Source organism: Pseudomonas sivasensis, from assembly GCF_013778505.1.
Taxonomy (GTDB): Bacteria; Pseudomonadota; Gammaproteobacteria; order Pseudomonadales; family Pseudomonadaceae; genus Aquipseudomonas; species Aquipseudomonas sivasensis.
On the sequence record NZ_JAAOWU010000010.1, the window covers coordinates 15,991 to 42,166 of the forward strand.

Here is a 26,176-nt window from a genome sequence, read left to right on the forward strand (position 1 = left end):
GCCTTCATCCTCTCTTGTCAGTCTGTGCCGCATGATGCAACCTTGCCACAGGCAACAAAAAAAGAGGGCGTGAGCCCTGCGCCGTGCGCGTTTTTTGAAGTGAGTCTCCCCATGAAAAGCCAACCCGATGTCGCCCGTATGGCGGCCGAGGTAGTGACGCAGTTACCGGTGCCTTCGCGCCTCGGTATGCTGCGTTTCGAGCGGCTTAATGAGGCAAGCTGGGCTCTCCTGTACCTTGACCCCAATTGCGAGCGCCAATTCGGCCTGCCTGCGGTCGAGTTGTGTGCCCTGCTCGGCACGCCCTACGCCAGCCTGATGGAACCCCAGGCCCGCTATCAACTGCACGACATCATCCAGCAGCAATTGACCCAGAGCCCTCATTACCTGGTGCGCTACACCCTGCACACCAGTGACGGCCCCCTGAGCCTGCTGGAAATGGGCGAAGCCTACAAACAACACAATCGCCATCTGCTGCGCGGCTACCTGATGGTGGTCGATGGTCTGTTCAGCGAGCTTCCCTTACCCGTCCCGACCGAGGATCTGGAAAGCCAGAACAGCCGCCTGCAAATCGCCCTGGAGCTGAACCAGCGCGCCCAGCAGGAGCAATTGCAGCACCTGGAACGAGTGCGCGCCCAGCAGGAACTGATCCTGTTGCTGGCCCGCCAGCGCTACACCGCCAACAATTCGCTTCAGGAAGCCGCCGAGCTGATCACGCGCAGCGCCTGCGATATCTACCAGATCGACTGCGCCAGCATCTGGAACCTCGAAGACCAGCGCCTGGTGCCAATCTCGGCTTACCACCGCGACAACCAACAGCACCATCTGCCCGAACCCATCGATGCCAGCCGCTTCCCGGATTATCTGGAAGCCTTGCAAAGCAGCCGCGCCATCGACGCCACCAACGCCATGCGCGATCCGCGCACCCGCGAAATGGCCGAGAATCTACGCAACAGAGACATCCACGCCATGCTCGATGCGAGCATCCGCGTCGACGGCCAAGTGGTCGGCGTATTGTGCCTGGAGCAGTGCGGCAGCCCGCGTGACTGGCAGGCTGACGAGATCGCCTTCGCCGGCGAGCTCGCGGACCAGTTCGCGCAAGTGATCAACAACCACAACCGCCGTACTGCCACCAGCGCCCTGCATTTGTTCCAGCGTGCGGTGGAGCAAAGCGCCAACGCCTTTCTGCTGGTCAATTGCGACGGCGTGGTGGAGTACGTCAACCCAAGCTTCACCGCGATCACCCAGTACAGCGCCGAAGAAGTCCACGGCCACCGCCTGGCGCAATTGCCCGCCCTGGAAAACCTCAGCGAATTGCTGTTCGACGCCCCATCGAGCCTGGCCAAGAGCAACAGCTGGCAGGGCGAGTTCAAGAGCCGGCGCAAGAACCTCGAACCCTATTGGGGCCAGTTGTCGATTTCCAAGGTGTATGGCGACAACCGTGAGCTGACGCACTACATCGGCATCTACGAAGACATCACCCAGACCAAGCTCGCCCAGCAGCGCATCGAGCGTCTGGCGTATACCGACAACCTGACCAACCTGGGCAACCGCCCGGCGTTTATCCGCAACCTCGATGAACGCTTTGCACGCGACAGCGATAGCCCGATCAGCCTGTTGCTGGTAGACATCGACAACTTCAAACGCATCAACGACAGCCTTGGCCACCAGACCGGCGACAAGCTGTTGATCAGCCTGGCCCGCCGCCTGCGCAACAGCCTGAGTGCCAGCGGCAGCCTGGCGCGCTTTGCCAGTAACGAGTTTGCGGTGTTGCTGGACGACACCGACCTGGAAAGCGGCCAGCAGGTCGCCAGCCAATTGCTGGCGACGCTCGACAAACCGATGTTCGTCGACAACCAATTGATCAGCGTCACCGGTTCCGTGGGCCTGGCCTGCGCGCCGCTGCACGGGCGCGACCCGCAGACCCTGATGCGCAACGCCGGCCTCGCCCTGCACAAGGCCAAGGCCAACGGCAAACACCAGGTTCAGGTGTTTACAGAGGCGCTGAACGCCGAGGCCAGCTACAAGCTGTTCGTGGAAAATAACCTGCGGCGCGCCCTGACCCAGAACGAACTGGACGTGTTCTACCAGCCCAAGCTGTGCCTGCGCAGCGGCCGGTTGCTGGGCATGGAAGCGCTGCTGCGCTGGAATCACCCAGAAAAGGGCATGATCCGTCCCGATCAGTTCATCAGCGTGGCCGAAGAGACGGGGCTGATTATCCCAATCGGCAAATGGATCGCCCGCCAGGCCTGCCGCATGAGCAAGCAACTGAGCGCCGCCGGCATGGGCAACCTGCAGGTGGCGATCAACCTGTCACCCAAGCAGTTCTCCGACCCGGACCTGGTGGCCTCGATTGCCACAATCCTCAAGGAAGAAGAGCTGCCGGCCAACCTGCTGGAGCTGGAGCTGACCGAAGGCCTGCTGCTGGAAGCCACTGAAGACACGCGCCTGCAACTGGATCAGTTGAAGAGTTTTGGCCTGACCCTGGCCATGGACGACTTCGGTACTGGTTACTCGTCGCTGAGCTACCTGAAAAAATTCCCCATCGACATCATTAAGATCGATCGCAGCTTTATCCATGAAATTCCGGACAACCAGGACGACATGGAAATCACCTCGGCCGTGATCGCCATGGCTCACAACCTCAAGCTCAAGGTCGTGGCCGAAGGCATCGAGACCGCCGAGCAACTGGCGTTCCTGCGTCGGCATCGCTGCGACGTGGGCCAGGGCTACCTGTTCGACCGGCCAATCCCCGGCGCAGAGCTGCTTGAGAAGCTCAAACGCTACCCGCGCGGGCCAATCGCCTGACAGCGCGGTAACACTCGGGCACACTGGCTGTCTGAATTCTTACCTTACTCAATCTGACTGAGAGGACTGATCATGGTCTTGCGCTCGGAAATTCTGGTGAACAAAAACGTGTTGCCTACTCAAGAACAAGCGTTGCCTGGTCGTGAAACCCCGATGAATCTGCCGGAGACGCACTTCGTCAACGGCAACCCACTGCTCGGCCCGTTCGTCGATGACGTGGGTTTTGCCATCTTCGGCCTGGGCTGCTTTTGGGGTGCGGAGCGCAGGTTCTGGCAGCGCGAGGGCGTGGTCAGCACCGTGGTCGGCTACGCGGGCGGCTACACGCCGAACCCGACTTACGAAGAAGTTTGCTCCGGCCTGACCGGTCACAGTGAAGTGGTGCTGGTGGTTTATGACCAGGCCAAAGTGAAATACGAAGACCTGTTGAAGATGTTCTGGGAATTGCACAACCCAACTCAGGGCATGCGCCAGGGCAACGATATCGGCAGCCAGTACCGTTCGGTGGTCTATGCGACCACGCCTGAGCAATTGGCGGCGGCGAAGGCCAGTGCCGAGACTTATCAGCAAGAGCTGACCAAATCCGGCCTGGGTGCTATCACCACGGAAATCGAAGAAGCCCCAACGGTGTACTTCGCCGAGGCGTATCACCAGCAATACTTGGCGAAGAACCCGCAGGGCTACTGTGGGATCGGCGGGACCGGCGTGACCTGCCCGATCTAAAGCCGACGTAGATCAAAATGTGGGAGGGGGCTTGCCCCCGATAGCTGAATGTCAGTCAGTACATCTGTAGCTGACCCACCGCTATCGGAGGCAAGCCCCCTCCCACACTTGATCAGCGCCGAGGATTATTCGGCGATAAGCCAATCCATCTGCCACCCACCCTGGGTCTGGCCAAGCTTCTTGGACAGCCACGGCAGCAGTTCACGCAATTCCTCTTCCAGACCCCAAGGCGGGTTGGCAATCGCCAGGCCCGAGCCCGTCAAGGTGTTGGGCGTGTCCAGCGGATGCACCAGCAATTCCACACGCAGCAACTTCGGCGCACCGGTGCCGGCCAGGTCCTGGTAGAAGCGACGCAGCATGCGTTGATCCTTCACCGGGTACCAGATCGCCGCGACGGTTTGGCGCATGCGGCTGACGGCTTCCTTGAGGGAGGCGGCGCAGCGTTGCATCTCGTCGAGCTTTTCAAACGGCGGGTCGATCAGCATCAGCGCGCGTTTTTCCGGCACAGGCAGCAAGGCACGCGGCACATGCCAGCCTTCGCCCAAGTGCACTTTGACGCGGCGATCACCCTTCATATTGTCTTTGAGCAGCACGCCGTCCTCCGGGTGCTTTTCATTGAGCAACACGCGGTCCTGTGGGCGCGTGAGACGCCGCGCCAGTTCCGGCGAGCCAGGGTAGTAGCGTAACTGACCGTCAGGATTCATCTCGTGCAGCACGCGCATGTAATCGGCAGTCAGCGGCGGCAGGTCGCTTTCGCCCCATAGGCGCGCGATGCCTTCCAGATACTCACCCGTGCGATTGGCCTGGTCGCCTTGCAGGTCGTACAGACCAATCCCTGCGTGGGTGTCGAGGTAGGCGAACGGCTGCTCCTTGCGCGACATCAGGGCGATGAGGCGGGTCAAGGTCAGGTGTTTGAAGACATCGGCGTGGTTGCCGGCGTGAAAGGCGTGACGATAATTCATGGTTGCTCCTGCGCAGGGGGCGAAGTTTACCTTCTACGGGCGCAAAGGTGCAGGGCTGCATGCCAGGCGGTGCTTATGTCGTAAAAGCAGGACGGGGACTGAAAAAAATCTAAATGCTGGCGCCAAGGCGGATTTATTGTGGCCATCCACCATCCAGGGAGGTCAATAACAATCATGAAAGACGCCACCATCGCACTGCACCACGCCTTCAAGTCGGACCCGACCACCAAGGCCGTGGCCGTGCCGATCTACCAGAACGTCGCTTTCGAATTCGATAACGCCCAGCACGGTGCCGACCTGTTCAACCTCGACGTGCCCGGCAATATCTACACGCGCATCATGAACCCCACCAATGATGTGTTGGAGCAACGCATCGCCGCCCTCGAAGGCGGTATTGCGGCACTGGCCGTGTCGGCCGGCAGCGCGGCCATTCACTATGCGATCCAGACCCTCACTCGCGCCGGCGACAATATCGTCACCACGCCACAGCTCTACGGCGGCACCTACACCCTGTTCGCCCACTTGCTGCCCAGCTTTGGCGTCGACGTACGCTTCGCCCGCGACGACAGCGCCGCGGCCATTGCCGAACTGATCGACGACAACACCAAGCTGGTGTATTGCGAAAGCATCGGCAACCCGGCGGGCAATATCATCGACATCGAAGCCCTGGCAGAGGTCGCCCATGCCCGCGGCGTGCCGCTGATGGTGGATAACACCGTGGCCACACCGATCCTGTGCAAGCCGATCCAGTTCGGCGCCGACATTGTGGTGCACTCGCTGACCAAATACATCGGCGGCCATGGCAACTCCCTGGGCGGTGCGATCGTCGACAGCGGCACCTTCCCCTGGACCCAATACCCGGAAAAATTCCCCGGCCTCAACCAGCCCGAGCCGGCTTACCACGGCGTGGTCTACACCGAAAGGTTCGGCCCCGCCGCCTTCATCGCCCGCGCGCGCACCGTCCCGTTGCGTAACACCGGCGCAGCACTGGCGCCCATGAACGCCTTCCTGCTGCTCCAGGGCCTGGAAACCCTGGCCCTGCGCATGGAGCGCCATACGGAAAATGCCCTCAAGGTCGCGCAATTCCTCCAAGGCCATGCCGATGTGGAATGGGTCAGCTATGCGGGGCTGCCGGATCACCCCCATCACGCATTGGCGCAGAAATACCTGCAAGGCAAACCCTCGGCGATCCTTTCATTCGGCCTGAAGGGCGGGTACGCGGCAGGTGTGCGCTTCTACGACGCCCTGCAAATCTTCAAACGCTTGGTGAATATCGGCGACGCCAAGTCCCTGGCCTGCCACCCCGCGTCCACCACCCATCGACAAATGAACGAACAGGAACAGGCCAAGGCCGGCGTGAAGCCGGAGATGATTCGCCTGTCGGTAGGCATCGAGGCGATTGAAGATTTGATCGAGGACCTGCAACAGGCGCTGGGCTCAACTCAACTCTAAGGCCAGATATTCGGCCAACGCCCCATGGGTGACATCCGGCCGACGAGCGAAATAAGCGACCTTGTGCTGCAAGGTCGCCAACGTGAAGGCGGTGTACAGGTCGGGCCGCTGCTCTTGCAGCCACTGCAAGAGGTTGTCGATCAAGGTTTGCGGTGCTTGCTCTGCCAGGTGTGCCAAGAGCGATGCGGGGACTCGCCACCAAGGGCTGGTGTTGGCCTCGGTCGCAGGCCCCGTCGCGACCGTCAGCGGCTGGCCGTTGATCAAGTAGCGCTGGAACACCGGCAATACTTTTGCCGCCTCATCGCCTAGCCCCTGCAACATCGGCAGACACTGGGTGCCATCCCAGAATCGCAAAAACACTTCCTGGCCATCCGGCAGATAGACCTTGGTCAAACTTTGGAGGTGCGCGATGACGACGTCTAACGGACTGGAAGATACCGCCAGCCACCCCCAATCCATTGTTTCAGTGGTTGCAGCCCATTCAAGAAAGGCGCTGTCAGGTTCGACGATGCCCAAGTAAGGCATGACCTCCTCCCATTCGGCGTAAGCCGTGCCTGTCCAAATTGATTGGGGCAGCGATGCGGCTGAGGTGGCTCGCCAGGCAGCAAGCGGATTGGCGTCGCTGGCAGCGCCCAACACCACGAAGAGCTGCTCATTGGGAAGCAGAGGGAATTGTGTAAGCCAAGCGCTGGGGATCAACCGTTCAGACATGGGGATAACTTCCTTTTAAGGCTGAGCTGAATGAGCGATATCGCACTGCCCTCTCTTGCAGCGCTCACACTCTTCGCAAAAGGGAGCGCTACGCTTGAGGCTAGCCACCTGCACCAGGCTCAGGGGCGCGGGGATAACCGCCAACAGCTTCTCCTTCACTCCAGGCATCAACGGCGCTGCCACAGGAGCAGGACCACTTCCCAACTGAATCGGCACACTGCTGAAAATACCGCCCGCAGACAACGTGATCGACTGCCCTCCCGCCTGGATCGTCACGATGGCCCCCGCATCAATAACAACGCTTTGGCCTGCACCGATCTGAATGGTCAGCCCAGCCTTTACCTGCTGCGAGCCGCCGATCACCAGGTGATCATCCTGCTTGAGTTCGGTGAGCCGATTGCCGTGAGTGATGCGCAGCTCTTCGCCTTGAAGCTCATGGTGCGACTCGCCCGCCACCCTGATACGACGTTGATTGTCGACCTCCACCCGCTGGTCATGCAGCACGTGCTGGGTCCAGTCTCGCTGGGCGCGCAGGTAAATTTCCTCGGAGCCCTTGCGGTCTTCGATGCGCAGTTCGTTGTAGCCACCTCCACCGGGGCTGCTCCGACTGCGCAAGATGCTGCGGGTTTTGTCGGCCGGCAGGTCGAGGGGCAGCGATGTCGCAGCGTTGGGCAGGCAACCCACCACCAGCGGCATGTCCATATCACCATTGACGAACCCCACCAGCACTTCCATACCCACTCGCGGAATAAGCACCGCACCATAGCGGTCATGGGCCCAACCGCTGGCGACACGCAGCCAGCAGCTGGAATGATCGTTGTGCTCCCCGGCTCGATCCCAGGCCAGTTGCACCTTGACCCGCCCGTATTCATCGCAGTGGATTTCACTGTCGGCGGGGCCAGTCACCACTGCGTTTTGATAACCCGCCAATGTCGGCCGCGGTTGCTCGGGCAAAGGCGGTCGGAAAATCACGTCCCACGGCGCAGCAACAAACTCGTTGCGATAACCCTGACGAAAATCGCCACCGGCGACCTCTGTCACCGCCTCCTCCAACACCTGGGGTTGCTTGCCTTCGTGAGTGACGTGAGTCACCAACCACAAGTCATTCCATGGATCACGCGGGTGACCGGTCAACGTAAGGAAATGGCCGCTGACCAATGCCGGCTCATCACCGCTGCCGCGGGCAATTCGATAGTCGCTACGGTGGCGCTCCAACCCCCGTTGCGCGAGGTACTTGCCATGGGACCGGTCGCAAAAGTGGCCGGGATAGCCCTGCGCCTCAAGACGTGGCAGCTGTTCGCTGGCCACGTCACTCTCCAGCACCAGGCTAGGTTTACGGAAATCGTAGTCACGCAGGTTGACCCCCGTGGTGCGGGTTTCCAGTTGCACGGCAAAGCGCTTGATCGCGGGTGTATCCGCCACCATCCCTGAGCCTGGCATGTAGGGCGTTGGCTGATTGGGTTGGGCGAATACTGTTTGATCATCGCCAAATACCAGCAAGTGTCGTTCAGGCGAGTGCTGGAAGTGATAGTGAATCCCCTCCTCAGCACACAGCCGCTGAATGAACGACAAGTCGCTTTCAGCAAACTGCACGCAATACTCGCGCTCGGGGTAAACACCGCTCAGGTGAAATTCGAATTGATCGGCATGGACCCCCTGCTCCACCAGCACCTGCGTAACAATCTGCGGCACTGTTTGATGCTGGAAAATGCGCTGGTGACTGCTGTGGGCCAGGTAGGCCAATTGCGGCACAAGCTTGATCTGATAACGCGTCAGGCGCCGCCCGGAGTCGCCCTGCGCCACCCGATAGACCAGGCCGTGGACGCCATGGCCGAGCTCATCGAAACGCAGAAAAACCTGGCGATGCAGCAAACTTTCCAGGTCGAGGTCAGGCTGCTCACTGACCAGTTCAAGGTCAAAACAATACGGCTGGCTGATGGCTTCCGCACCGTGAAACTCAAAGACGTTGAGTTCACTAGGCTCCCCGTCGAGGGTCAGGGTAAAAGCACTTTGATTGGCAGGAGCGAACATCCGGTGTTTCTCTGCGAGGAGTAGGCGGTGGATTCTGCACCACTGTTTTGCACGGCAGAGCGCACGCCCGATAAATCAGCAACTCCCTACACACACGCGCAAAAAAAGGCCCGCCATCCGTAGGACGCGGGCCTTTTTTCAATTCGTAGAGCGCCTAACGCCCGGCGAATTACTTGTTGAGGTTGTAGTCTTTTTCCGCCGCATCAAAGCGCTCGACCATACCGGCGGTCGGGGCGCCCATCTTGCTCACGAAGAAGATCGCGAGGCTGGCGAAGATGAAGCCTGGGATGATTTCGTACAGGCCCAGCAGTTCGAAGTGCTTCCACACGATCACGGTGATCGCGCCGACCAGGATGCCGGCCAGTGCGCCGTTGCGGGTCATGTTTTTCCAGATCACCGAGATCAGTACCACCGGACCAAACGCCGCGCCGAAACCGGCCCAGGCGTAGCTGACCAGGCCAAGGACGCGGTTGTTTGGATTGGCAGCCATGGCGATGGCGATCAGCGCCACCAGCAGCACCATCAGACGGCCGACCCAGACCAGTTCAACCTGGGAGGCGGTCTTGCGCAGGAAGGTTTTGTAGAAGTCTTCGGTCAGGGCGCTGGAGCACACCAGCAGTTGGCAGCTCAGGGTACTCATCACGGCCGCGAGGATGGCCGACAGCAGTACGCCCGCGATCCATGGGTTGAACAGCAGCTTGGCCAGTTCGATGAACACACGTTCGTGGTTCTCGTTGACCGGGCCAGCCACTTCCGGGTGCGCCGAGAAGTAAGCGATACCGAAGAAGCCCACGGCCACAGTGCCGCCCAGGCACAGGATCATCCAGGTCATGGAGATACGGCGTGCGTTGGCAATCGACTTCACCGAATCCGCCGCCATGAAACGCGCGAGGATGTGCGGCTGGCCGAAGTAGCCCAGGCCCCAGCCCATCAACGAAATGATGCCGATGAAGGTGGTGTTTTTCAGCATGTTGAAGTTGTCAGGGTTCTTCGCTTCGATCGCCAGGAAGGTCGTATCGACACCACCGGTGGCCAGCAGCACGATGATCGGCGTGAGGATCAGCGCGAAGATCATCAGCGTGGCTTGTACGGTGTCAGTCCAGCTCACTGCCAGGAAACCACCGACGAAGGTGTAGGCAATTGTCGCCGCAGCGCCGGCCCACAGCGCGGTCTCGTAGGACATGCCGAAGGTGCTTTCGAACAGACGGGCACCGGCCACGATGCCGGAGGCGCAGTAGATGGTGAAGAACACCAGGATGACCACGGCGGAGATGATCCGCAGCAGGCCGCTTTTATCTTCGAAACGGCTGGAGAAGTAATCCGGCAGCGTCAGGGCATCGCCGTTGTGTTCGGTCTGTACCCGCAGGCGACCGGCCACGAACAGCCAGTTGAGGTAGGCACCGACGATCAGGCCAATGGCGATCCAGCTTTCCGACAGACCGGACATGTAGATTGCGCCCGGCAGGCCCATCAACAACCAGCCGCTCATATCGGAAGCACCGGCGGACAACGCTGTCACCACGCTACCGAGGCTGCGACCGCCAAGGATGTAATCGGAAAGGTTGTTGGTGGAGCGATAGGCCATGAAGCCGATCAGCACCATTGCTGCGATGTAGATCACGAATGTGATCAGAGTTGGATTACTTACGCTCATTTGAGTGACGCCCTGGCTTTGTTTTTATGTAGCGGCGGTCTGTCAGACGGCCACCCACTGGTCAGTGGGTAAACGTAGCTGCATGCCGCGCATTTATGACTGACGTTTCCCCAGGAAAGCCGTCAGCCGATGAACCCCGGTTTACGGATGGTTGCACCTTGGCCGCGAATGCTATTCAACAAAGCAAATAAGGTGCAACCAGTTTCTGGGTAATAAGTTGCACCTGAGTACAAAATCCGCAAAACACCCTGTTTTTGCTCCCTTTCGGAGCAAGAACAGCCGATCTAAGAAGTAAAAGCACCAAGACAAAGCGCATTCTGCTGGCGTCAAAATTAATTCGGATGAAGCGTCGAAAATTTCATGGATAAAAAGGGTTGCACCCGGTTGCACCTCTGCATGCGCAAAGCTAATCTTGCCGCCAGCTAATGCCACTCGGTAGTGGCACCCATGAGGATAAGAAAATGGCGACGACCACCCTTGGGGTCAAACTTGACGACCCGACCCGCGAACGCCTGAAGGCAGCCGCGACCTCCATTGATCGCACGCCGCACTGGCTGATCAAGCAGGCGATTTTCAATTACCTGGAGAAACTGGAGGGTGGTGCAACCCTGACCGAACTCAACGGTTTGAGCAGCAAGGATGCCGATGACGCGGGTGAGGTCCAGGCCGACCATGCGCACCAGTGCTTCCTTGAATTCGCCGAGAGCATCCTGCCGCAGTCCGTACTGCGCGCGTCCATCACTGCCGCTTACCGTCGCCCAGAGCCGGAAGTGGTGCCGATGCTGATCGAGCAGGCGCGTCTGCCGGCTCCAATGGCTGAAGCCACCAACAAGCTCGCCGCCTCGATTGCCGAAAAACTGCGCAATCAGAAAAGTGCTGGCGGTCGTGCCGGCATTGTTCAGGGCCTGCTGCAGGAATTTTCCCTGTCATCCCAGGAAGGCGTGGCCCTGATGTGCCTGGCCGAGGCGCTGCTGCGCATCCCGGACAAGGGCACCCGTGACGCGCTGATCCGCGACAAGATCAGCACCGGCAACTGGCATCCGCACCTGGGCAACAGCCCGTCGCTGTTCGTCAACGCTGCCACCTGGGGTCTGCTGCTGACCGGTAAACTGGTCGCCACCCATAATGAGGCCGGCTTGACCTCGTCCCTGAGCCGCATCATCGGCAAAAGCGGCGAGCCGATGATCCGCAAGGGCGTCGACATGGCCATGCGCCTGATGGGCGAGCAGTTCGTCACCGGCGAAACCATCGCCGAAGCCTTGGCCAACGCCAGCAAGTTCGAAGCCAAAGGTTTCCGCTATTCCTACGATATGCTCGGTGAAGCCGCACTCACCGAACACGATGCCCAGAAATACCTGGCGTCGTACGAACAAGCGATTCATTCCATCGGCAAAGCGTCTCACGGCCGTGGGATCTATGAAGGCCCGGGCATTTCCATCAAGCTGTCGGCACTTCACCCGCGTTACAGCCGTGCGCAGTACGAGCGCGTGATGGACGAGCTGTACCCGCGCCTGCTGTCCCTGACCTTGCTGGCCAAGCAATACGACATCGGCCTGAACATCGACGCCGAAGAGGCCGACCGCCTGGAGCTGTCCCTCGACCTGCTGGAGCGCCTGTGCTTCGAGCCGCAACTGACCGGCTGGAACGGCATCGGTTTCGTGATCCAGGCCTACCAAAAGCGTTGCCCCTATGTAATCGACTACGTCATCGACCTGGCGCGCCGCAGCCGCCATCGCCTGATGATCCGCCTGGTAAAAGGCGCGTACTGGGACAGCGAGATCAAACGCGCCCAAGTCGAAGGCCTGGAAGGCTACCCTGTGTATACCCGCAAGGTGTACACCGACGTTTCCTACATTGCCTGTGCACGCAAGCTGCTGTCGGTGCCGGAAGTCATCTACCCGCAGTTCGCCACGCACAACGCCCACACCCTGTCCGCCATTTACCATATCGCCGGTCAGAACTATTACCCCGGCCAGTACGAGTTCCAATGCCTGCACGGCATGGGTGAGCCGCTGTACGAGCAGGTCGTAGGCAAGGTTTCCGACGGCAAACTGAACCGTCCGTGCCGCGTGTACGCACCGGTCGGCACCCACGAAACGTTACTGGCTTACCTGGTGCGTCGCCTGCTGGAAAACGGCGCCAACACCTCGTTCGTTAACCGCATCGCCGACCAGTCCATCTCCATTCAGGAGCTGGTGGCTGATCCAGTGGCCAGCATCGAGCAAATGGCCACGCAGGAAGGCGGCTTCGGCTTGCCGCACCCGCGTATTCCATTGCCGCGCGACCTGTACGGCAGCGACCGCGCCAACTCGGCCGGTATCGACTTGGCCAACGAACACCGTCTGGCGTCGCTGTCCTGCGCCTTGCTGGCAACCGCACACAACAACTGGAAAGCCGCGCCGATGCTGGGTTGCGCCACCAGTGATCAACCGGCTGCGCCAGTACTGAACCCGTCTGACCTGCGTGATGTGGTTGGTCAGGTTCAAGAAGCTACCGTCGAAGACGTCGACAACGCGATTCAATGCGCCATCAACGCTGGCCCGATCTGGCAGGCCACCCCGCCCGCCGAGCGTGCCGCGATTCTGGAACGTGCCGCCGACCTGATGGAAGGCGAGATCCAACCGCTGATGGGACTGCTGGCTCGCGAAGCCGGCAAAACCTTCGCGAACGCCATCGCCGAAGTGCGTGAAGCCGTGGACTTCCTGCGTTACTACGCCGTACAGGCCCGTAACGACTTCACCAATGATGCCCACCGCCCGCTGGGCCCAGTGGTCTGCATCAGCCCTTGGAACTTCCCGCTGGCGATTTTCAGTGGTCAAGTCGCAGCCGCATTGGCCGCCGGCAACCCGGTATTGGCCAAACCTGCCGAGCAAACCCCGCTGGTGGCTGCACAAGCCGTGCGCATCCTGCTGGAAGCCGGTATTCCGGAAGGCGTGCTGCAACTGCTGCCGGGCCAGGGCGAAAGCGTGGGTGCCCGCCTGGTCAATGATGATCGCGTCAAAGGCGTGATGTTCACCGGTTCCACCGAAGTCGCGCGCCTGCTGCAACGCAATGTCGCCGGCCGCCTGGATGCCCAGGGCCGTCCGATCCCGCTGATCGCCGAAACCGGTGGCCAGAACGCGATGATCGTGGATTCTTCGGCACTGACCGAACAAGTGGTCATCGACGTGGTGTCCTCGGCCTTCGACAGCGCCGGCCAGCGTTGCTCGGCCCTGCGGGTACTGTGCCTGCAGGAAGATTCGGCAGACCGCGTCATCGAAATGCTTAAGGGCGCCATGGCTGAATGCCGCCTTGGCAACCCGGAGCGCCTGTCGGTAGACATCGGCCCGGTGATCGACGCCGAAGCCAAGGCCGGCATCGAGAAACACATCCAGGCGATGCGCGACAAAGGCCGCAATGTGTACCAGGTGGCAATTGCCGACGGTGAAGAAATCAAGCGCGGCACCTTCGTGATGCCAACCCTGATCGAACTGGAAAGCTTTGACGAACTGCAACGCGAGATCTTCGGCCCGGTACTGCACGTGGTGCGCTACAAGCGCAAAGAGATCGACCAGCTCATCGGCCAGATCAACGCCTCCGGCTACGGCCTGACCCTGGGCGTGCACACCCGTATCGACGAGACCATCGCCAAGGTGATCGACAACGTCAATGCCGGTAACGTCTACGTGAACCGCAACATCGTGGGTGCCGTGGTCGGCGTGCAACCGTTCGGCGGCGAAGGCCTGTCGGGCACAGGCCCGAAAGCCGGTGGTCCGCTGTACCTGTACCGCTTGCTGTCGACCCGTCCTACCGATGCGATCGAGCAATCCTTCGTACGTGGCGACACGTTGACTGCACCGGATGTACGTCTGCGCGACGCCATGAGCCAACCGCTGACCGCCCTGAAAACCTGGGCCGACAGCAATTCGTTCAGCGAGCTGAGTGCTCTGTGCAGCCAGTTCGCCGCGCAATCCCAAAGCGGGATCACCCGTCAGTTGGCGGGTCCGACCGGCGAGCGCAACAGCTACGCCATCCTGCCCCGCGAGCACGTACTGTGCCTGGCGGAAGTGGAAGGCGATCTGTTGACTCAACTGGCGGCGGTATTGGCCGTCGGCGGTTCGGCGGTATGGCCGGAAACTGACCTGACCAAGGCCGTGTTCCTACGCTTGCCGAAGGAAATTCAAGCGAAGATCAAGCGCGTGGCGGATTGGACCAAGGACGAGGTGGTGTTTGACGCCGTCCTGCATCACGGTGATTCAGACCAACTGCGTGCGGTGTGCCAGCAAGTGGCGCAGCGCGGTGGGGCGATTGTCGGGGTGCATGGCTTGTCTCAGGGCGAAACATCCATTGCCTTGGAGCGCCTGGTGATCGAACGGGCGTTGAGCGTTAACACCGCTGCAGCGGGCGGTAACGCCAGCCTGATGACCATCGGCTAACTGACGAAACGCGGTAAACATGTGGGAAGGGGCTTGCCCCCGATTGTGGTGGATCAGTCAACTTATCTCTGGCTGACCCACCACTATCGGGGGCAAGCCCCCTCCCACATTTGATCGCACTTCAAATGATCATCTGTGTTTTGCCACTCCATCACTTAGATCAATCTTGCTGTTCACCCTTAATTCGCGCACTTAGACTCAGGCCAATTCCTCCAAAGGTAAGCCGCCATGTCCGAGATGCTGCTCAGTTCCCGCAATCTGGCTTTCGAGCTGTACGAAGTCCTCGATGCCGAGGGCCTGACCCAGCGCGAGCGGTTTGCCGAGCACAATCGCGAAACCTTCGATGCGGCCATCAGCACCGCGCGCTCCATCGCCGAAAAATATTTCGCGCCGCATAACCGCAAAAACGACGAGAACGAACCGCGCTACGAAGACGGCAAGGCGATCCTGATTCCGGAAGTCAAACCGGCCGTGGATGCGTTCCTGGAAGCCGGCTTCCTCAATGCCGCCCGCAGTTTCGAAGCCGGTGGCATGCAGTTGCCGACCTTGCTGTCCCAGGCCTGCTTTGCGCACTTCCAGTCCGCCAACGCGGCATCCACTTCCTACCCGTTCCTAACCATGGGCGCGGCCAACCTGATCGAAAGCTTCGGCACCGAGGAGCAAAAACAGCGCTTCCTGCAACCGATGATCGACGGGCGTTTCTTCGGCACCATGGCCCTGACAGAACCCCACGCGGGCTCATCGCTGTCGGATATTCGTACCCGCGCCGAACCTGCGGCTGACGGCAGCTATCGACTCAAGGGCAACAAGATCTTTATCTCCGGAGGCGACCACCCGCTGTCGGAAAACATCGTGCATATGGTGCTGGCCAAGCTGCCGGATGCACCGGCCGGGGTGAAGGGCATTTCGCTGTTCATCGTGCCCAAATTCCTGGTTAACGATGACGGCAGTCTCGGTGCACGCAACGACGTGCTGTTGGCCGGGCTGTTTCACAAGATGGGCTGGCGCGGCACCACGTCGACCGCGCTTAACTTCGGCGATAACGGCAACTGCGTCGGCTATTTGGTGGGTAAACCACACCAGGGCTTGAGCTGCATGTTTCAGATGATGAACGAGGCACGCATCGGCGTCGGCATGGGCGCGGTCATGCTCGGTTACGCCGGCTACCTGTATTCCCTGGAATACGCCCGCGAACGCCCGCAAGGTCGTCTGCCCGACAGCAAAGACCCAAGCACCGCGCCGGTCTCGATCATCCAGCACGCGGATATCAAGCGCATGCTGCTGACCCAAAAAGCTTACGTAGAAGGCGCGTTCGACCTGGGCCTGTACGCCGCGCGCCTGTTCGATGACACCACGACGCTGGAAACCGAGAGCGAACGCAAACAGGCCCACGAACTGCTGGACCTGCTCACGCCCATCGTTAAATCCTGGCCGTCGGAGTTTTGCCTCAAGGCCAACGAACTGGCGATCCAGATCCTCGGCGGCCACGGCTACACCCGTGAATACCCGGTGGAGCAGTACTACCGCGACAACCGCCTGAACCCGATCCATGAAGGCACCCATGGCATCCAGTCTCTGGATTTGCTGGGCCGCAAGCTGGCACAGAACGGCGGCGCGGGGCTCAAGCAACTGATCCGCCTGATCGCCGAAACCGGCGCCCGCGCCCAGGAATACTCATCACTCACCGCCTTGAGAGAACCTCTGGAACAACTGGTTGCGCGCCTGCAACACGTCACCCTGGGCCTGCTGACGGATCTCGCCCACGGCAAGGTCAACAGCAGCCTGGCGAACTCGGCGCTGTACCTGAAGGTATTCGGGCATACGGTAATTGGCTGGCGCTGGCTGGAACAGGCGATTCGCGCCGAAGAAGGGCTGGCCAAGGGCAATGCGGCGGATGCTGCCTTCTATAAAGGCAAGCTCCAGGCCGCCCGTTACTTCCTGACCTGGGAAGTACCGGGCTGCCATCATGAACTGGCGATTCTGGAGGCGCGGGATGATACGTGCCTGGGGATGCAGGATGCGTGGTTCTAAGGCTGGATCGCCTTGGAAATCACCTCGACCGTGGCGCTGACTTGCTCTTGGTAACGGTCGAGTTCCTGCTGATGAGCCTGCTGCAGTTCAATCTGCTCGGCGCACAGGTTCAGCGCCGCCAGCACCAGTAATTTGTCACCGATCAGGGTCGGGTACTTTTTCTTGGTGGTGGCCAGGGAGGCCTTGAGCATGGTCACGGCGTGCATCAGGGTCTTGTCTTCCCCGGCTGGCGCCTTGATCGAGTAATCCTCTCCGAGAATCGAAACGACCTTTATCCCTTCATTCATGCGCCGACAGGCCCTGCGCTCACACGCTCAACCAACGCCTGGATACGGGCAGCGGTGGCGCCGTGTTTTTCTTCCTGCTCCATCAAGCTCAGTTGCAGGCTGTCGTTCTCATCCTTGGCGTTGGCCAGTTCGGCCTTGAGGGATTCGTTGCTGCTCAGCAGGTCTTGATTCTGCTGTACGAGGTCGTTGACCAGTTGTTCCAATTGGCTGAGGGATGCTTCTAACATTTTGATTTCTCGGGCTTTTTCAAAGGGCGGTGACGATAAAGAAAATTCACCTCGGATGCCAGGGTTATCCCCGGCGCGCAGCCCGATTTTTAGGGGCCGGGCCGCACTTTCGAGCCTTAGTGACTGCATTTACCCGATCTGGTTCCTGAATCGGCCAAACCCCTCGTCAGATGCGACAAAAACGCACACGCCCCTTTAGACTTTAGTCGTACGACCGATAGAGATGCACACCCCGTCTCACCCCTCGCACGGATCGCGCTTCTCCCCAGGATTCCCGCATGTCGCTTCGTAATATGAATATCGCTCCGAGGGCCTTCCTCGGTTTTGCGTTGATTGGTGCACTCATGCTGTTTCTCGGTGTATTCGCCCTCAACCAGATGAGCAAAATCCGTGCTGCCACCGAAGACATCACCTTGTCCAGCGTGCCAAGCATTCGTGCCCTTGATGAATTCACCCAACTGACCTTGCGCCTGCGAGTGCTGTCGTACCGCTTGCTGACCAACCGCGAGCCGGACGTGCAGCAAAAGACCCTGGAAGCCTTCGAACTGCGTAACCAGCAGATCCGCACAGCCCAGGGCATTTACGAAAAACTGATTGAAGGCAGCGAAGAGCGCGCCACCTACAACGAGTACGTGCGCTTGCTTGGCCAGTACCATCAAATTGAAGAACGCATGAAGAGCCTGTCACGGGCCAACCAGGTGGACGAGCTGCGCAGCCTGCTCAACACCGAATTGCTGAGCAACTCCGAGCAGGTCAACGCCGTGCTGACGCGCCTGCTGGACCTCAATAACAAGATGGCCCTCGCCACAAATCAGGAGGCCGAAGACCAATACAACTTGGCGTTCAATCTGGTCGTGGGCCTGCTGGTGATCGCCACGGCGCTGACGATGTTGTTCGCCTGGCTGCTGACCCGCAGCATCACCCTGCCGATTTCCCAAGCGCTCGAAGCGGCGGAAGAAGTCGCCGAAGGCAACCTGACCCGGCCGATCAAGGTCGACGGCAACGACGAAGCCGGACGCTTGCTGGCCGCCATGGCCAAGATGCAAGACAAGCTGCGCGACACCCTGCAACGCATCGCCGGCTCCGCCACCCAACTGGCCTCAGCCGCCGAGGAGCTGAATGCCGTCACCGACGAAAGCGCCCGTGGCCTGACCCAGCAGAACAACGAGATCGAGCAAGCCGCCACCGCCGTCAACGAGATGACCAGCGCCGTCGAAGAAGTCGCGCGCAATGCGGTGAGCACCTCCGAGGCCTCGCGCAACGCCACCACCTCAGCCGGTGACGGCCGTGACTTGGTGCAGGAAACCGTCAGCGCCATCGAGCGTATGAGCGGCGATGTGCAAGCGACCGCCACGCTGATTGGCGAACTGGCCAATGAGTCGCGCGATATTGGCAAAGTACTGGACGTGATTCGCGGCCTGGCTGACCAGACCAATCTGCTGGCCCTGAACGCGGCGATTGAAGCCGCGCGTGCCGGCGAAGCCGGGCGTGGTTTCGCGGTGGTCGCCGATGAAGTACGGGCGTTGGCCCATCGCACCCAGCAGTCCACCAGCGAGATCGAGCGGATGATCGGCAGTATCCAGGCCGGCACCGAGCACGCGGTGGATTCGATGCGCAACAGCACCGAACGCGCTGAGTCGACGCTGAACATCGCCAAAGGCGCAGGGATGTCGCTGGACACCATCAACACGGCGATTGTCGAGATCAACGAGCGCAACCTGGTGATCGCCAGCGCGGCGGAAGAGCAGGCGCAGGTGGCGCGGGAAGTGGACCGCAACCTGGTGAACATTCGTGACCTGTCGGTGCAGTCGGCGACCGGCGCCAGCCAGACCAGTGCGGCCAGCAGTGAGCTGTCGCGCCTGGCGGTGGATTTGAATGGGATGGTCGGCCGCTTTCGCCTCTAACTGCCTGCACTGGCTTGAAATGTGGGAGGGGGCTTGCCCCCCGATAGCGGTGGGTCAGTTACAGATAAGCTGACTGACATACCGCCATCGGGGGCAAGCCCCCTCCCACATTCAGATCTGCGCCCGGCGTTAAAAGCTTTTTGACAGCACAGCAATTCAACAGGTTAGAATCCCTGGCACGCAGACTGCATGGTCAGTTTGCGTCCCGTCTTATTTGCTCATGGAGTACTGCCTTTGAATGCGACGACCATCAACAGCCTGTTCTTGATCGGCGCGTTGCTGGTGAGTGCGAGCATTCTGGTGAGTTCTCTTTCGTCGCGCCTGGGCATCCCGATCCTGGTGATCATCCTGGCCGTGGGCATGGTCGCCGGCGTCGATGGCGGCGGCATCATTTTCGATAACTACCCAACCGCCTACCTGGTGGGCAACCTCGCACTGGCCGTAATCCTGCTCGACGGCGGGTTGCGCACGCGGGTGGCGAGTTTCCGAGTGGCGCTATGGCCAGCACTGTCCCTGGCCACGGTGGGGGTGTTGATTACCACCGGCCTCACGGGTATGGCGGCGGCCTGGTTGTTTGACCTCAATATTATTCAAGGCTTGCTGATTGGCGCGATTGTCGGCTCCACAGACGCTGCGGCGGTGTTCTCGCTGCTCGGCGGCAAGGGCCTGAACGAACGGGTCACCGCCACTCTGGAAATCGAATCCGGCAGCAACGATCCAATGGCGGTGTTCCTCACCGTCACCCTGATTGACATGCTCGCCAGCGGTCAGACTGGCCTGCACTGGAGCCTGCTGACTCATCTGGTACGCGAATTCGGCATCGGCGGCATCGTCGGCCTGGGCGGCGGTTGGCTGATGCTGCAGATGGTCAACCGTATCAATCTGGCGACCGGCCTTTATCCGATCCTGGTGATCGCTGGCGGCCTGTTCGTCTTCGCCCTGACCAACGCCTTGCACGGCAGCGGCTTCCTTGCCGTGTACCTGTGCGGCCTGGTAATCGGCAACCGCCCGGTGCGCAGTCGGCATGGCATTTTGCACATGCTCGACGGCATGGCCTGGCTCGCGCAAATCGGCATGTTCCTGGTGCTTGGCCTGCTGGTCACGCCCCATGATTTGCTGCCAATCGCTCTGCCGGCCCTGGGCCTGGCGCTGTGGATGATCCTGTTTGCGCGTCCTCTGTCGGTGATCGTCGGCCTGCTGCCGTTCAAAGCGTTCCACGGTCGCGAAAAAGGCTTTATCGCCTGGGTCGGTCTGCGCGGCGCAGTCCCGATCATTCTCGCGGTATTCCCGCTGATGGCCGGACTGCCCCACGCACAGCTGTACTTCAACTTGGCGTTCTTTATCGTGCTGGTCTCGCTGCTGGTGCAGGGCACGAGCCTGCCGTGGGTGGCCAAGTTGCTGAAAGTGACCGTACCGCCGGACCCCGCGCCGATCTCTCGCGCCGCCCTGGAAGTACACGTCACCAGCGAGTGGGAGCTTTTCGTCTACCGCCTGGGCGCCGAAAAATGGTGCATCGGGGCAGCGCTGCGCGAACTGAAAATGCCTGAAGGCACGCGGATTGCTGCGCTGTTCCGGGGCCAGCAACTGCTCCATCCGTCGGGTAGTACGGTGCTGGAAGTCGACGATCTGCTCTGTGTGATCGGCCATGAACACAACCTGCCAGCCCTCGGCAAACTGTTCAGCCAGGCACCACAACGCGGCCTCGATCTGCGCTTCTTCGGCGACTTCGTGCTGGAAGGCGACGCCCAACTGGGCGCGGTTTCGGCCCTTTACGGCCTGAAGCTGGAAGGTATCGACCCGGACATGCCACTGAGCAGCTTCATCAACCAGAAAGTCGGCGGCGCCCCTATCGTCGGCGACCAGGTGGAGTGGAACAACACCATCTGGACCGTCGCGGTCATGGACGGGAACAAGATCGGCAAAGTGGGCGTCAGATTCCCCGAAGGAAGTCGCCCGGGCCCCGGACTCTTCCTCTAAACTGCGGAGCGACAGCACGCTCCCGATTCTTCACCTTGCAAGACCGGTCTCTATGCCAACCCTGCGCACTTTTCTCGCCACTGCCCTGCTGGGCCTGACCCTTTGTGTCGGCAGCGTCTACGCCGCCGAGCCGCCCAGCGCCGACGCCATTCAGCAAACCCTGGACAAGCTGCCTGATCGCAAACTGCCCGACGCCGACATGAAGGCGCTGCAGTCGATCCTGCAACAGACCCTGACCTACCTGGGCAACCAGCAGGATTATGAGCAGCGCCTCACTGACCTCAAGCGCCAGCTGGAAGACGCGCCGCGCCAGACCAGCGAAAACCAGCGCGAGCTGACCCGGCTCAAGGCCACCAAAATCATCCCGGTGGCCCAACGCTATGCCACGCTGCCCGTGCCACAGCTTGAGCAATTGCTGGTGCAACGCACCACCCAGCAAGGCGACCTGCAAAAAGACCTGGCCGAAGCCAACAGCCTGACCATCGCTGCCCAAACACGCCCCGAACGCGCGCAGACCGAAATCAGCAGCAGCCAGACGCGCATCCAGCAGATCAACGCGACCCTCAAGGCCGGTAAAGACAATGGCAAAGCCCTCAGCGGCGACCAGCGCAACCAACTGAATGCCGAACTCGCTGCGCTCAATGCCCTGATCCCCCTGCGCCGCCAGGAACTGGCCGGCAACAGCCAACTGCAAGACCTGGGAAACAGCCAGCACGACCTCGTGGTGGAAAAGACCGCGCGCCTGGAACAAGAAATCCAGGACCTGCAAACCCTGATCAACCAGAAACGCCTGGCCCAGTCCCAACAGACCGTCACCCAGCAGTCCATCGAAGCGCAAAAGGCCGGTGGCAGCAGCCTGTTGGCCACCGAAAGCGCGGCCAACCTGAAGCTGTCCGACTACCTGCTCAAAAGCACCGACCGCCTCAACGACCTGACCCAGAAGAACCTGCAGACCAAGCAGCAACTGGACACCGTGACCCAGAGCGACTCGGCCCTGGACGAGCAGATCAACGTGCTCAAGGGCAGCCTGCTGCTGTCGAAGATTCTGTATAAGCAAAAACAAGCGCTGCCACGCCTGACGGTGGACCGCGACCTGGCGGACGACATCGCCAACATTCGCCTGTACCAGTTTGAGGTCAACCAACAGCGTGAGCTGATCAGTTCCCCCAGCACCTATGTGGACAATCTGCTGGCCAACCAGCCACCGGATGACATCACCCCGCAACTGCGCCGAACCCTGCTGGAGCTTGCGATTACCCGCAGCGACCTGCTGGAGCGTCTGAGTCGTGAGTTGAGCGCGCTGCTCAATGAGTCCATCACCCTGCAACTGAACCAGAAACAACTGCTCAGCACCGCGACCACCCTGCGCGCAACGCTGGATGAACAGATGTTCTGGATCCCCAGTAACAAGCCGCTGGACACCGAGTGGCTGGAAACCGTGCCGGCGCACTTGAGCAAGCAAGTCACCACCCTGCCCTGGGCCTCCAGCGTCAGTGAGTTGTACGACGGCCTGACCCAGCGCCCGCTGCTGTTCCTGCCATTGCTGCTATTGATTGGCGCACTGCTGTGGCGACGCAAGGCCCTGTACCAACGCCTGAACAAGGTCCATCTGGACATCGGGCACTTCAAGCGCGACAGCCAGTGGCACACGCCGCAAGCCATCTTGATCAATATCCTGCTGGCCATGCCCGTATCGCTGGGACTGGCGCTGTGCGGCTACGCGCTGCAGATCGACGCCCGTGGGCAAAACGCCAATCTGGGTTCAGCCCTGCTGCAACTGGCCCAGGCGTGGCTGGTGTTCTACACCGCCTACCGCATCCTGGCGCCGGGCGGCGTGGCGGAACTGCACTTCCGCTGGGAAAAACCCCAGGTCGAATTCCTCCAGGGTTGGGTGCGCAAACTCGGGCTGGTGGTATTGGCTCTGGTGGCCGTGGTGGCGATTGCCGAGCATCAACCGGCGGCATTGGCCGACGACGTGCTGGGCATCGCCGTGGTCCTGACCTGCTACGCCCTGATGGCCTGGCTGCTCGGGCGCCTGCTGCTGCACAGCCCGACCCACGAAAAAGCCTCGCTGTTCCGCAAATCCGTGGGCCTGGTATTCACCGCGCTGCCGATCGCCCTGTTTATTGCCGTGTGCTTTGGCTACTACTACACCGCCCTCAAGCTCAGCGACCGACTGATCAACACCTTGTACCTGTTGATGTTTTGGCTGGTCATCGAAGCCACCTTCGTCCGCGGCCTAGGCGTTGCCGCCCGGCGCCTGGCTTATTCCCGCGCCTTGGCCAAACGCCAGGCCGCCAAGGAAGCAGGTGACGGCGAAGCGGTAATCGAAGAGCCGACCCTGGACATCGAGCAGGTCAACGAACAGTCCATGCGCCTGATTCGCCTGGCCCTGCTGGGCGGCTTTATCGCCGCGTTGTACTGGGTGTGGTCGGACCTGATCTCGGTGTTTTCGTACCTGGATAACGTCACGCTGTACGAATACACCAGCGGCACCGGTGCCAATATCAGCATGGTGCCCATCAGCATCGGCGACTTGCTCGGCGCGCTGATCATCATCGGTATCACCTTCGCCCTGGCGCGCAACCTGCCCGGTCTGCTGGAGGTGTTGGTGCTGTCCAAACTGGATCTGGCCCAGGGCAGCGCCTACGCCACCACCACGCTGCTGTCCTATGTGATTGCCGGCGTCGGCTTCGTGTCCACCCTGTCTACCCTCGGCGTGAGCTGGGACAAGCTGCAGTGGCTGGTCGCCGCGCTGTCGGTGGGCTTGGGCTTCGGCATGCAGGAGATCTTCGCCAACTTTATCTCCGGCATCATGATCCTGTTCGAACGCCCGGTGCGTATCGGCGACACCATCACCATCGGCAACCTGTCGGGCACGGTGAGCAAAATCCGCATCCGCGCCACCACCATCACCGACTTCGACCGCAAGGACATCATTGTCCCGAACAAGACGTTCATTACCGGGCAACTGATTAACTGGTCGCTGACCGACACCATCACCCGCGTCACTCTGAAACTGGGCGTGGACTACGGCTCCGATCTGGACCTGGTGAAGGAATTGCTGCTCAAGGCCGCGAGGGAAAATCCACGGGTGCTGAAGGAACCGGAACCTCACGTGTACTTCCTCAACTTCGGCGAAAGCACCCTCGACCACGAGCTGCGTATGCACGTGCGCGACCTGGGTGACCGCAACCCGGTACTCGACGAGGTCAACCGCTACATCAACCGTGAGTTCAAGAAGCAGCACATCAACATCTCGTTCCGGCAGATGGAGGTGTACCTCAAGAACATGCATGGCCAGGAGTACAAACTGGTGCCGGTCGAGGATGATCGCAAGACCATCGCCGGGCCCGCCACCGAACAGGACGCCCCCGAGCCGCCGCCCGGCAAAGTCGACGATGCGCCGGAACCGCCGCCCAGCAAACTCGACTAAAGCGTCTATCCCCAGCAGAATGCTCGGACATTCTGCTGGAGATGGCCGGTGAAAGCCCTCGACGAACTGACCTTCGACAACCGCTTCGCACGCCTGGGCGACGCGTTCTCAACCCACGTTTTGCCCGAACCCCTCGACGAGCCTCGCCTTGTCGTGGCGAGCAACGCCGCCATGGCCCTGCTCGACCTCGACCCGGCGGTGGCCGAAACGCCGGTATTCGCCGAACTGTTCAGCGGCCACAAGCTGTGGGCCGAAGCAGAACCGCGCGCGATGATCTACTCCGGGCACCAGTTCGGCGGCTATACCCCTCAGCTGGGCGACGGCCGTGGGTTGTTGCTGGGCGAGGTGTACAACGAGGCCGGCGAACATTGGGACCTGCACCTCAAGGGTGCCGGGATGACGCCTTACTCGCGGATGGGCGATGGCCGCGCGGTCTTACGCTCCTCGATTCGTGAATTCCTCGCCAGCGAAGCACTTCACGCGCTGGGCATTCCCAGCAGCCGCGCGCTGTGTGTAATCGGCTCCAGCACGCCGGTATGGCGGGAAAAACAGGAGCGGGGTGCCATGGTGTTGCGCCTCGCGCCCAGCCATATCCGCTTCGGGCATTTCGAATACTTCTACTACACCAAGAAGCCCGAGCAGCAAGCCGAACTGGCCGAGCACGTGCTGAACCTGCACTACCCCGAGTGCCGCGAACAGCCCGAACCGTACCTGGCGATGTTCCGTGAAATCGTCGAGCGCAACGCCGAGATGATCGCCAAATGGCAGGCCTATGGCTTCTGCCATGGCGTGATGAACACCGACAACATGTCGATCCTGGGCATCACCTTCGACTTCGGGCCGTTCGCGTTTCTTGATGACTTTGACGCGCACTTCATCTGCAACCATTCGGACCATGAAGGGCGCTACTCCTTCAGCAATCAGGTGCCGATTGGACAGTGGAACCTCAGTGCGCTGGCCCAGGCACTCACGCCGTTTATCAGCGTCGATGCCTTGAAGGAGGCCCTCGGCCTGTACCTGCCGCTGTACCAGGCGCACTACCTGGACCTGATGCGTCGCCGACTCGGGCTCACCACCGCCGAAGACGACGACCAGCAACTGGTGGAGCGCCTGCTGAAACTGATGCAGAACAGCGGTGTGGATTACACACTGTTCTTCCGTCGTCTCGGGGATGAGTCAGCGGCGCTGGCCGTAGCACGGTTGCGCGATGATTTTGTCGACATGGCCGGGTTCGATGCCTGGGCCGAGCAGTACAAGGAACGTGTCGCACGGGACGCAGACTCCAGCGAGGAGCAGCGCCGCGAACGGATGCACGCCGTGAATCCGCTGTACATCCTGCGCAACTACCTCGCCCAGAACGCCATCACCGCAGCCGAGTCGGGCGACTACAGCGAAGTTCGGCGATTGCATGAGGTGCTTTCCAGGCCGTTCGAGGAGCAAGCGGGGATGGAGCAGTACGCGCAGCGGCCGCCGGATTGGGGAAAGCATTTGGAGATTAGTTGTTCGTCGTGACCACGAGAGCAATGAGCGCCCTTTCTACAATCATGTGTTTCGCTTGATAACT

At 60.7% G+C, this 26,176-nt stretch carries 14 protein-coding genes and 2 pseudogenes; 10 read left to right on the forward strand and 6 right to left on the reverse strand.

Annotated features, from left to right (window positions below):
• Nucleotides 1-111 precede the first annotated feature (111 nt).
• Both G9Q84_RS17350 and msrA read left to right on the forward strand, forming a co-directional pair.
• A complete protein-coding gene (locus G9Q84_RS17350; protein ID WP_032890362.1) occupies nt 112-2,805 on the forward strand; it encodes a putative bifunctional diguanylate cyclase/phosphodiesterase in 2,694 nt (897 codons plus the stop codon).
• Nucleotides 2,806-2,877: 72 nt separating this feature from the next.
• A complete protein-coding gene (gene msrA, locus G9Q84_RS17355; protein ID WP_032890360.1) occupies nt 2,878-3,525 on the forward strand; it encodes a peptide-methionine (S)-S-oxide reductase MsrA in 648 nt (215 codons plus the stop codon).
• A 125-nt stretch (nt 3,526-3,650) separates the two neighbouring features.
• Here the strand turns inward: msrA and G9Q84_RS17360 are convergent, their stop codons facing one another.
• Nucleotides 3,651-4,487: a 23S rRNA (adenine(2030)-N(6))-methyltransferase RlmJ gene (locus G9Q84_RS17360; RefSeq protein ID WP_016975658.1), complete on the reverse strand. Its 837-nt coding sequence runs from the start codon at nt 4,485-4,487 to the stop codon at nt 3,651-3,653.
• A gap of 174 nt (nt 4,488-4,661) precedes the next feature.
• On the opposite strand from G9Q84_RS17360, the gene G9Q84_RS17365 reads away from it, so the two are divergent.
• On the forward strand, nt 4,662-5,939 hold the full coding sequence (locus G9Q84_RS17365; RefSeq protein WP_181643766.1) for an O-acetylhomoserine aminocarboxypropyltransferase/cysteine synthase family protein: 1,278 nt from the start codon (nt 4,662-4,664) through the stop codon (nt 5,937-5,939).
• On the opposite strand, the gene G9Q84_RS17370 is transcribed toward G9Q84_RS17365, so the two are convergent.
• The 3 genes from G9Q84_RS17370 to putP form a co-directional block, all read right to left on the reverse strand.
• Nucleotides 5,925-6,650 (reverse strand): DUF4123 domain-containing protein, encoded by a 726-nt coding sequence (locus G9Q84_RS17370; RefSeq protein WP_095186102.1) that lies wholly within the window; start codon nt 6,648-6,650, stop codon nt 5,925-5,927. The genes G9Q84_RS17365 and G9Q84_RS17370 overlap by 15 nt on opposite strands.
• Nucleotides 6,651-6,665: 15 nt before the next feature.
• Nucleotides 6,666-8,681 (reverse strand): type VI secretion system Vgr family protein, encoded by a 2,016-nt coding sequence (locus G9Q84_RS17375; RefSeq protein WP_181643767.1) that lies wholly within the window; start codon nt 8,679-8,681, stop codon nt 6,666-6,668.
• Nucleotides 8,682-8,850: 169 nt separating this feature from the next.
• Nucleotides 8,851-10,335: a sodium/proline symporter PutP gene (gene putP / locus G9Q84_RS17380; RefSeq protein WP_032890351.1), complete on the reverse strand. Its 1,485-nt coding sequence runs from the start codon at nt 10,333-10,335 to the stop codon at nt 8,851-8,853.
• Nucleotides 10,336-10,796: 461 nt separating this feature from the next.
• On the opposite strand from putP, the gene putA reads away from it, so the two are divergent.
• Together putA and G9Q84_RS17390 are read left to right on the forward strand one after the other, a co-directional pair.
• Nucleotides 10,797-14,750 carry a trifunctional transcriptional regulator/proline dehydrogenase/L-glutamate gamma-semialdehyde dehydrogenase gene (gene putA, locus G9Q84_RS17385; RefSeq protein ID WP_181643768.1) on the forward strand — a complete coding sequence of 1,318 codons (3,954 nt, stop codon included), beginning with the start codon at nt 10,797-10,799 and terminating at the stop codon, nt 14,748-14,750.
• Between the two features lie 228 nt (nt 14,751-14,978).
• Complete coding sequence (locus tag G9Q84_RS17390) at nt 14,979-16,781, forward strand: acyl-CoA dehydrogenase (RefSeq protein WP_181643769.1); 1,803 nt, start codon at nt 14,979-14,981, stop codon at nt 16,779-16,781.
• Here the strand turns inward: G9Q84_RS17390 and G9Q84_RS17395 are convergent.
• Together G9Q84_RS17395 and G9Q84_RS17400 are read right to left on the reverse strand one after the other, a co-directional pair.
• On the reverse strand, nt 16,778-17,068 hold the full coding sequence (locus G9Q84_RS17395; RefSeq protein ID WP_032890345.1) for a cell division protein ZapA: 291 nt from the start codon (nt 17,066-17,068) through the stop codon (nt 16,778-16,780). The genes G9Q84_RS17390 and G9Q84_RS17395 overlap by 4 nt on opposite strands.
• Nucleotides 17,065-17,295 carry a hypothetical protein gene (locus tag G9Q84_RS17400; RefSeq protein ID WP_032890343.1) on the reverse strand — a complete coding sequence of 77 codons (231 nt, stop codon included), beginning with the start codon at nt 17,293-17,295 and terminating at the stop codon, nt 17,065-17,067. Before G9Q84_RS17400 ends, G9Q84_RS17395 begins: the two co-directional genes overlap by 4 nt.
• A gap of 344 nt (nt 17,296-17,639) precedes the next feature.
• Here G9Q84_RS17400 and G9Q84_RS29850 point away from each other — a divergent pair.
• The 5 genes and pseudogenes from G9Q84_RS29850 to selO form a co-directional block, all read left to right on the forward strand.
• Nucleotides 17,640-18,296 (forward strand): annotated as a pseudogene (locus G9Q84_RS29850) (MCP four helix bundle domain-containing protein); the annotation flags it as partial.
• A 303-nt stretch (nt 18,297-18,599) separates the two neighbouring features.
• Nucleotides 18,600-19,199: pseudogene (locus tag G9Q84_RS29855) on the forward strand (methyl-accepting chemotaxis protein); the annotation flags it as partial.
• Nucleotides 19,200-19,433: 234 nt separating this feature from the next.
• A complete protein-coding gene (locus tag G9Q84_RS17410) occupies nt 19,434-21,176 on the forward strand; it encodes a potassium/proton antiporter (RefSeq protein WP_032890339.1) in 1,743 nt (580 codons plus the stop codon).
• A gap of 52 nt (nt 21,177-21,228) precedes the next feature.
• Nucleotides 21,229-24,612, forward strand: coding sequence for a mechanosensitive channel MscK (gene mscK, locus G9Q84_RS17415; RefSeq protein WP_032890337.1), 3,384 nt, complete (start codon nt 21,229-21,231; stop codon nt 24,610-24,612).
• A 48-nt stretch (nt 24,613-24,660) separates the two neighbouring features.
• The gene (gene selO, locus G9Q84_RS17420) at nt 24,661-26,124 is read left to right on the forward strand and encodes a protein adenylyltransferase SelO (protein ID WP_122753840.1); all 1,464 of its coding nucleotides are present in this window, start codon (nt 24,661-24,663) and stop codon (nt 26,122-26,124) included.
• Nucleotides 26,125-26,176: the final 52 nt, after the last annotated feature.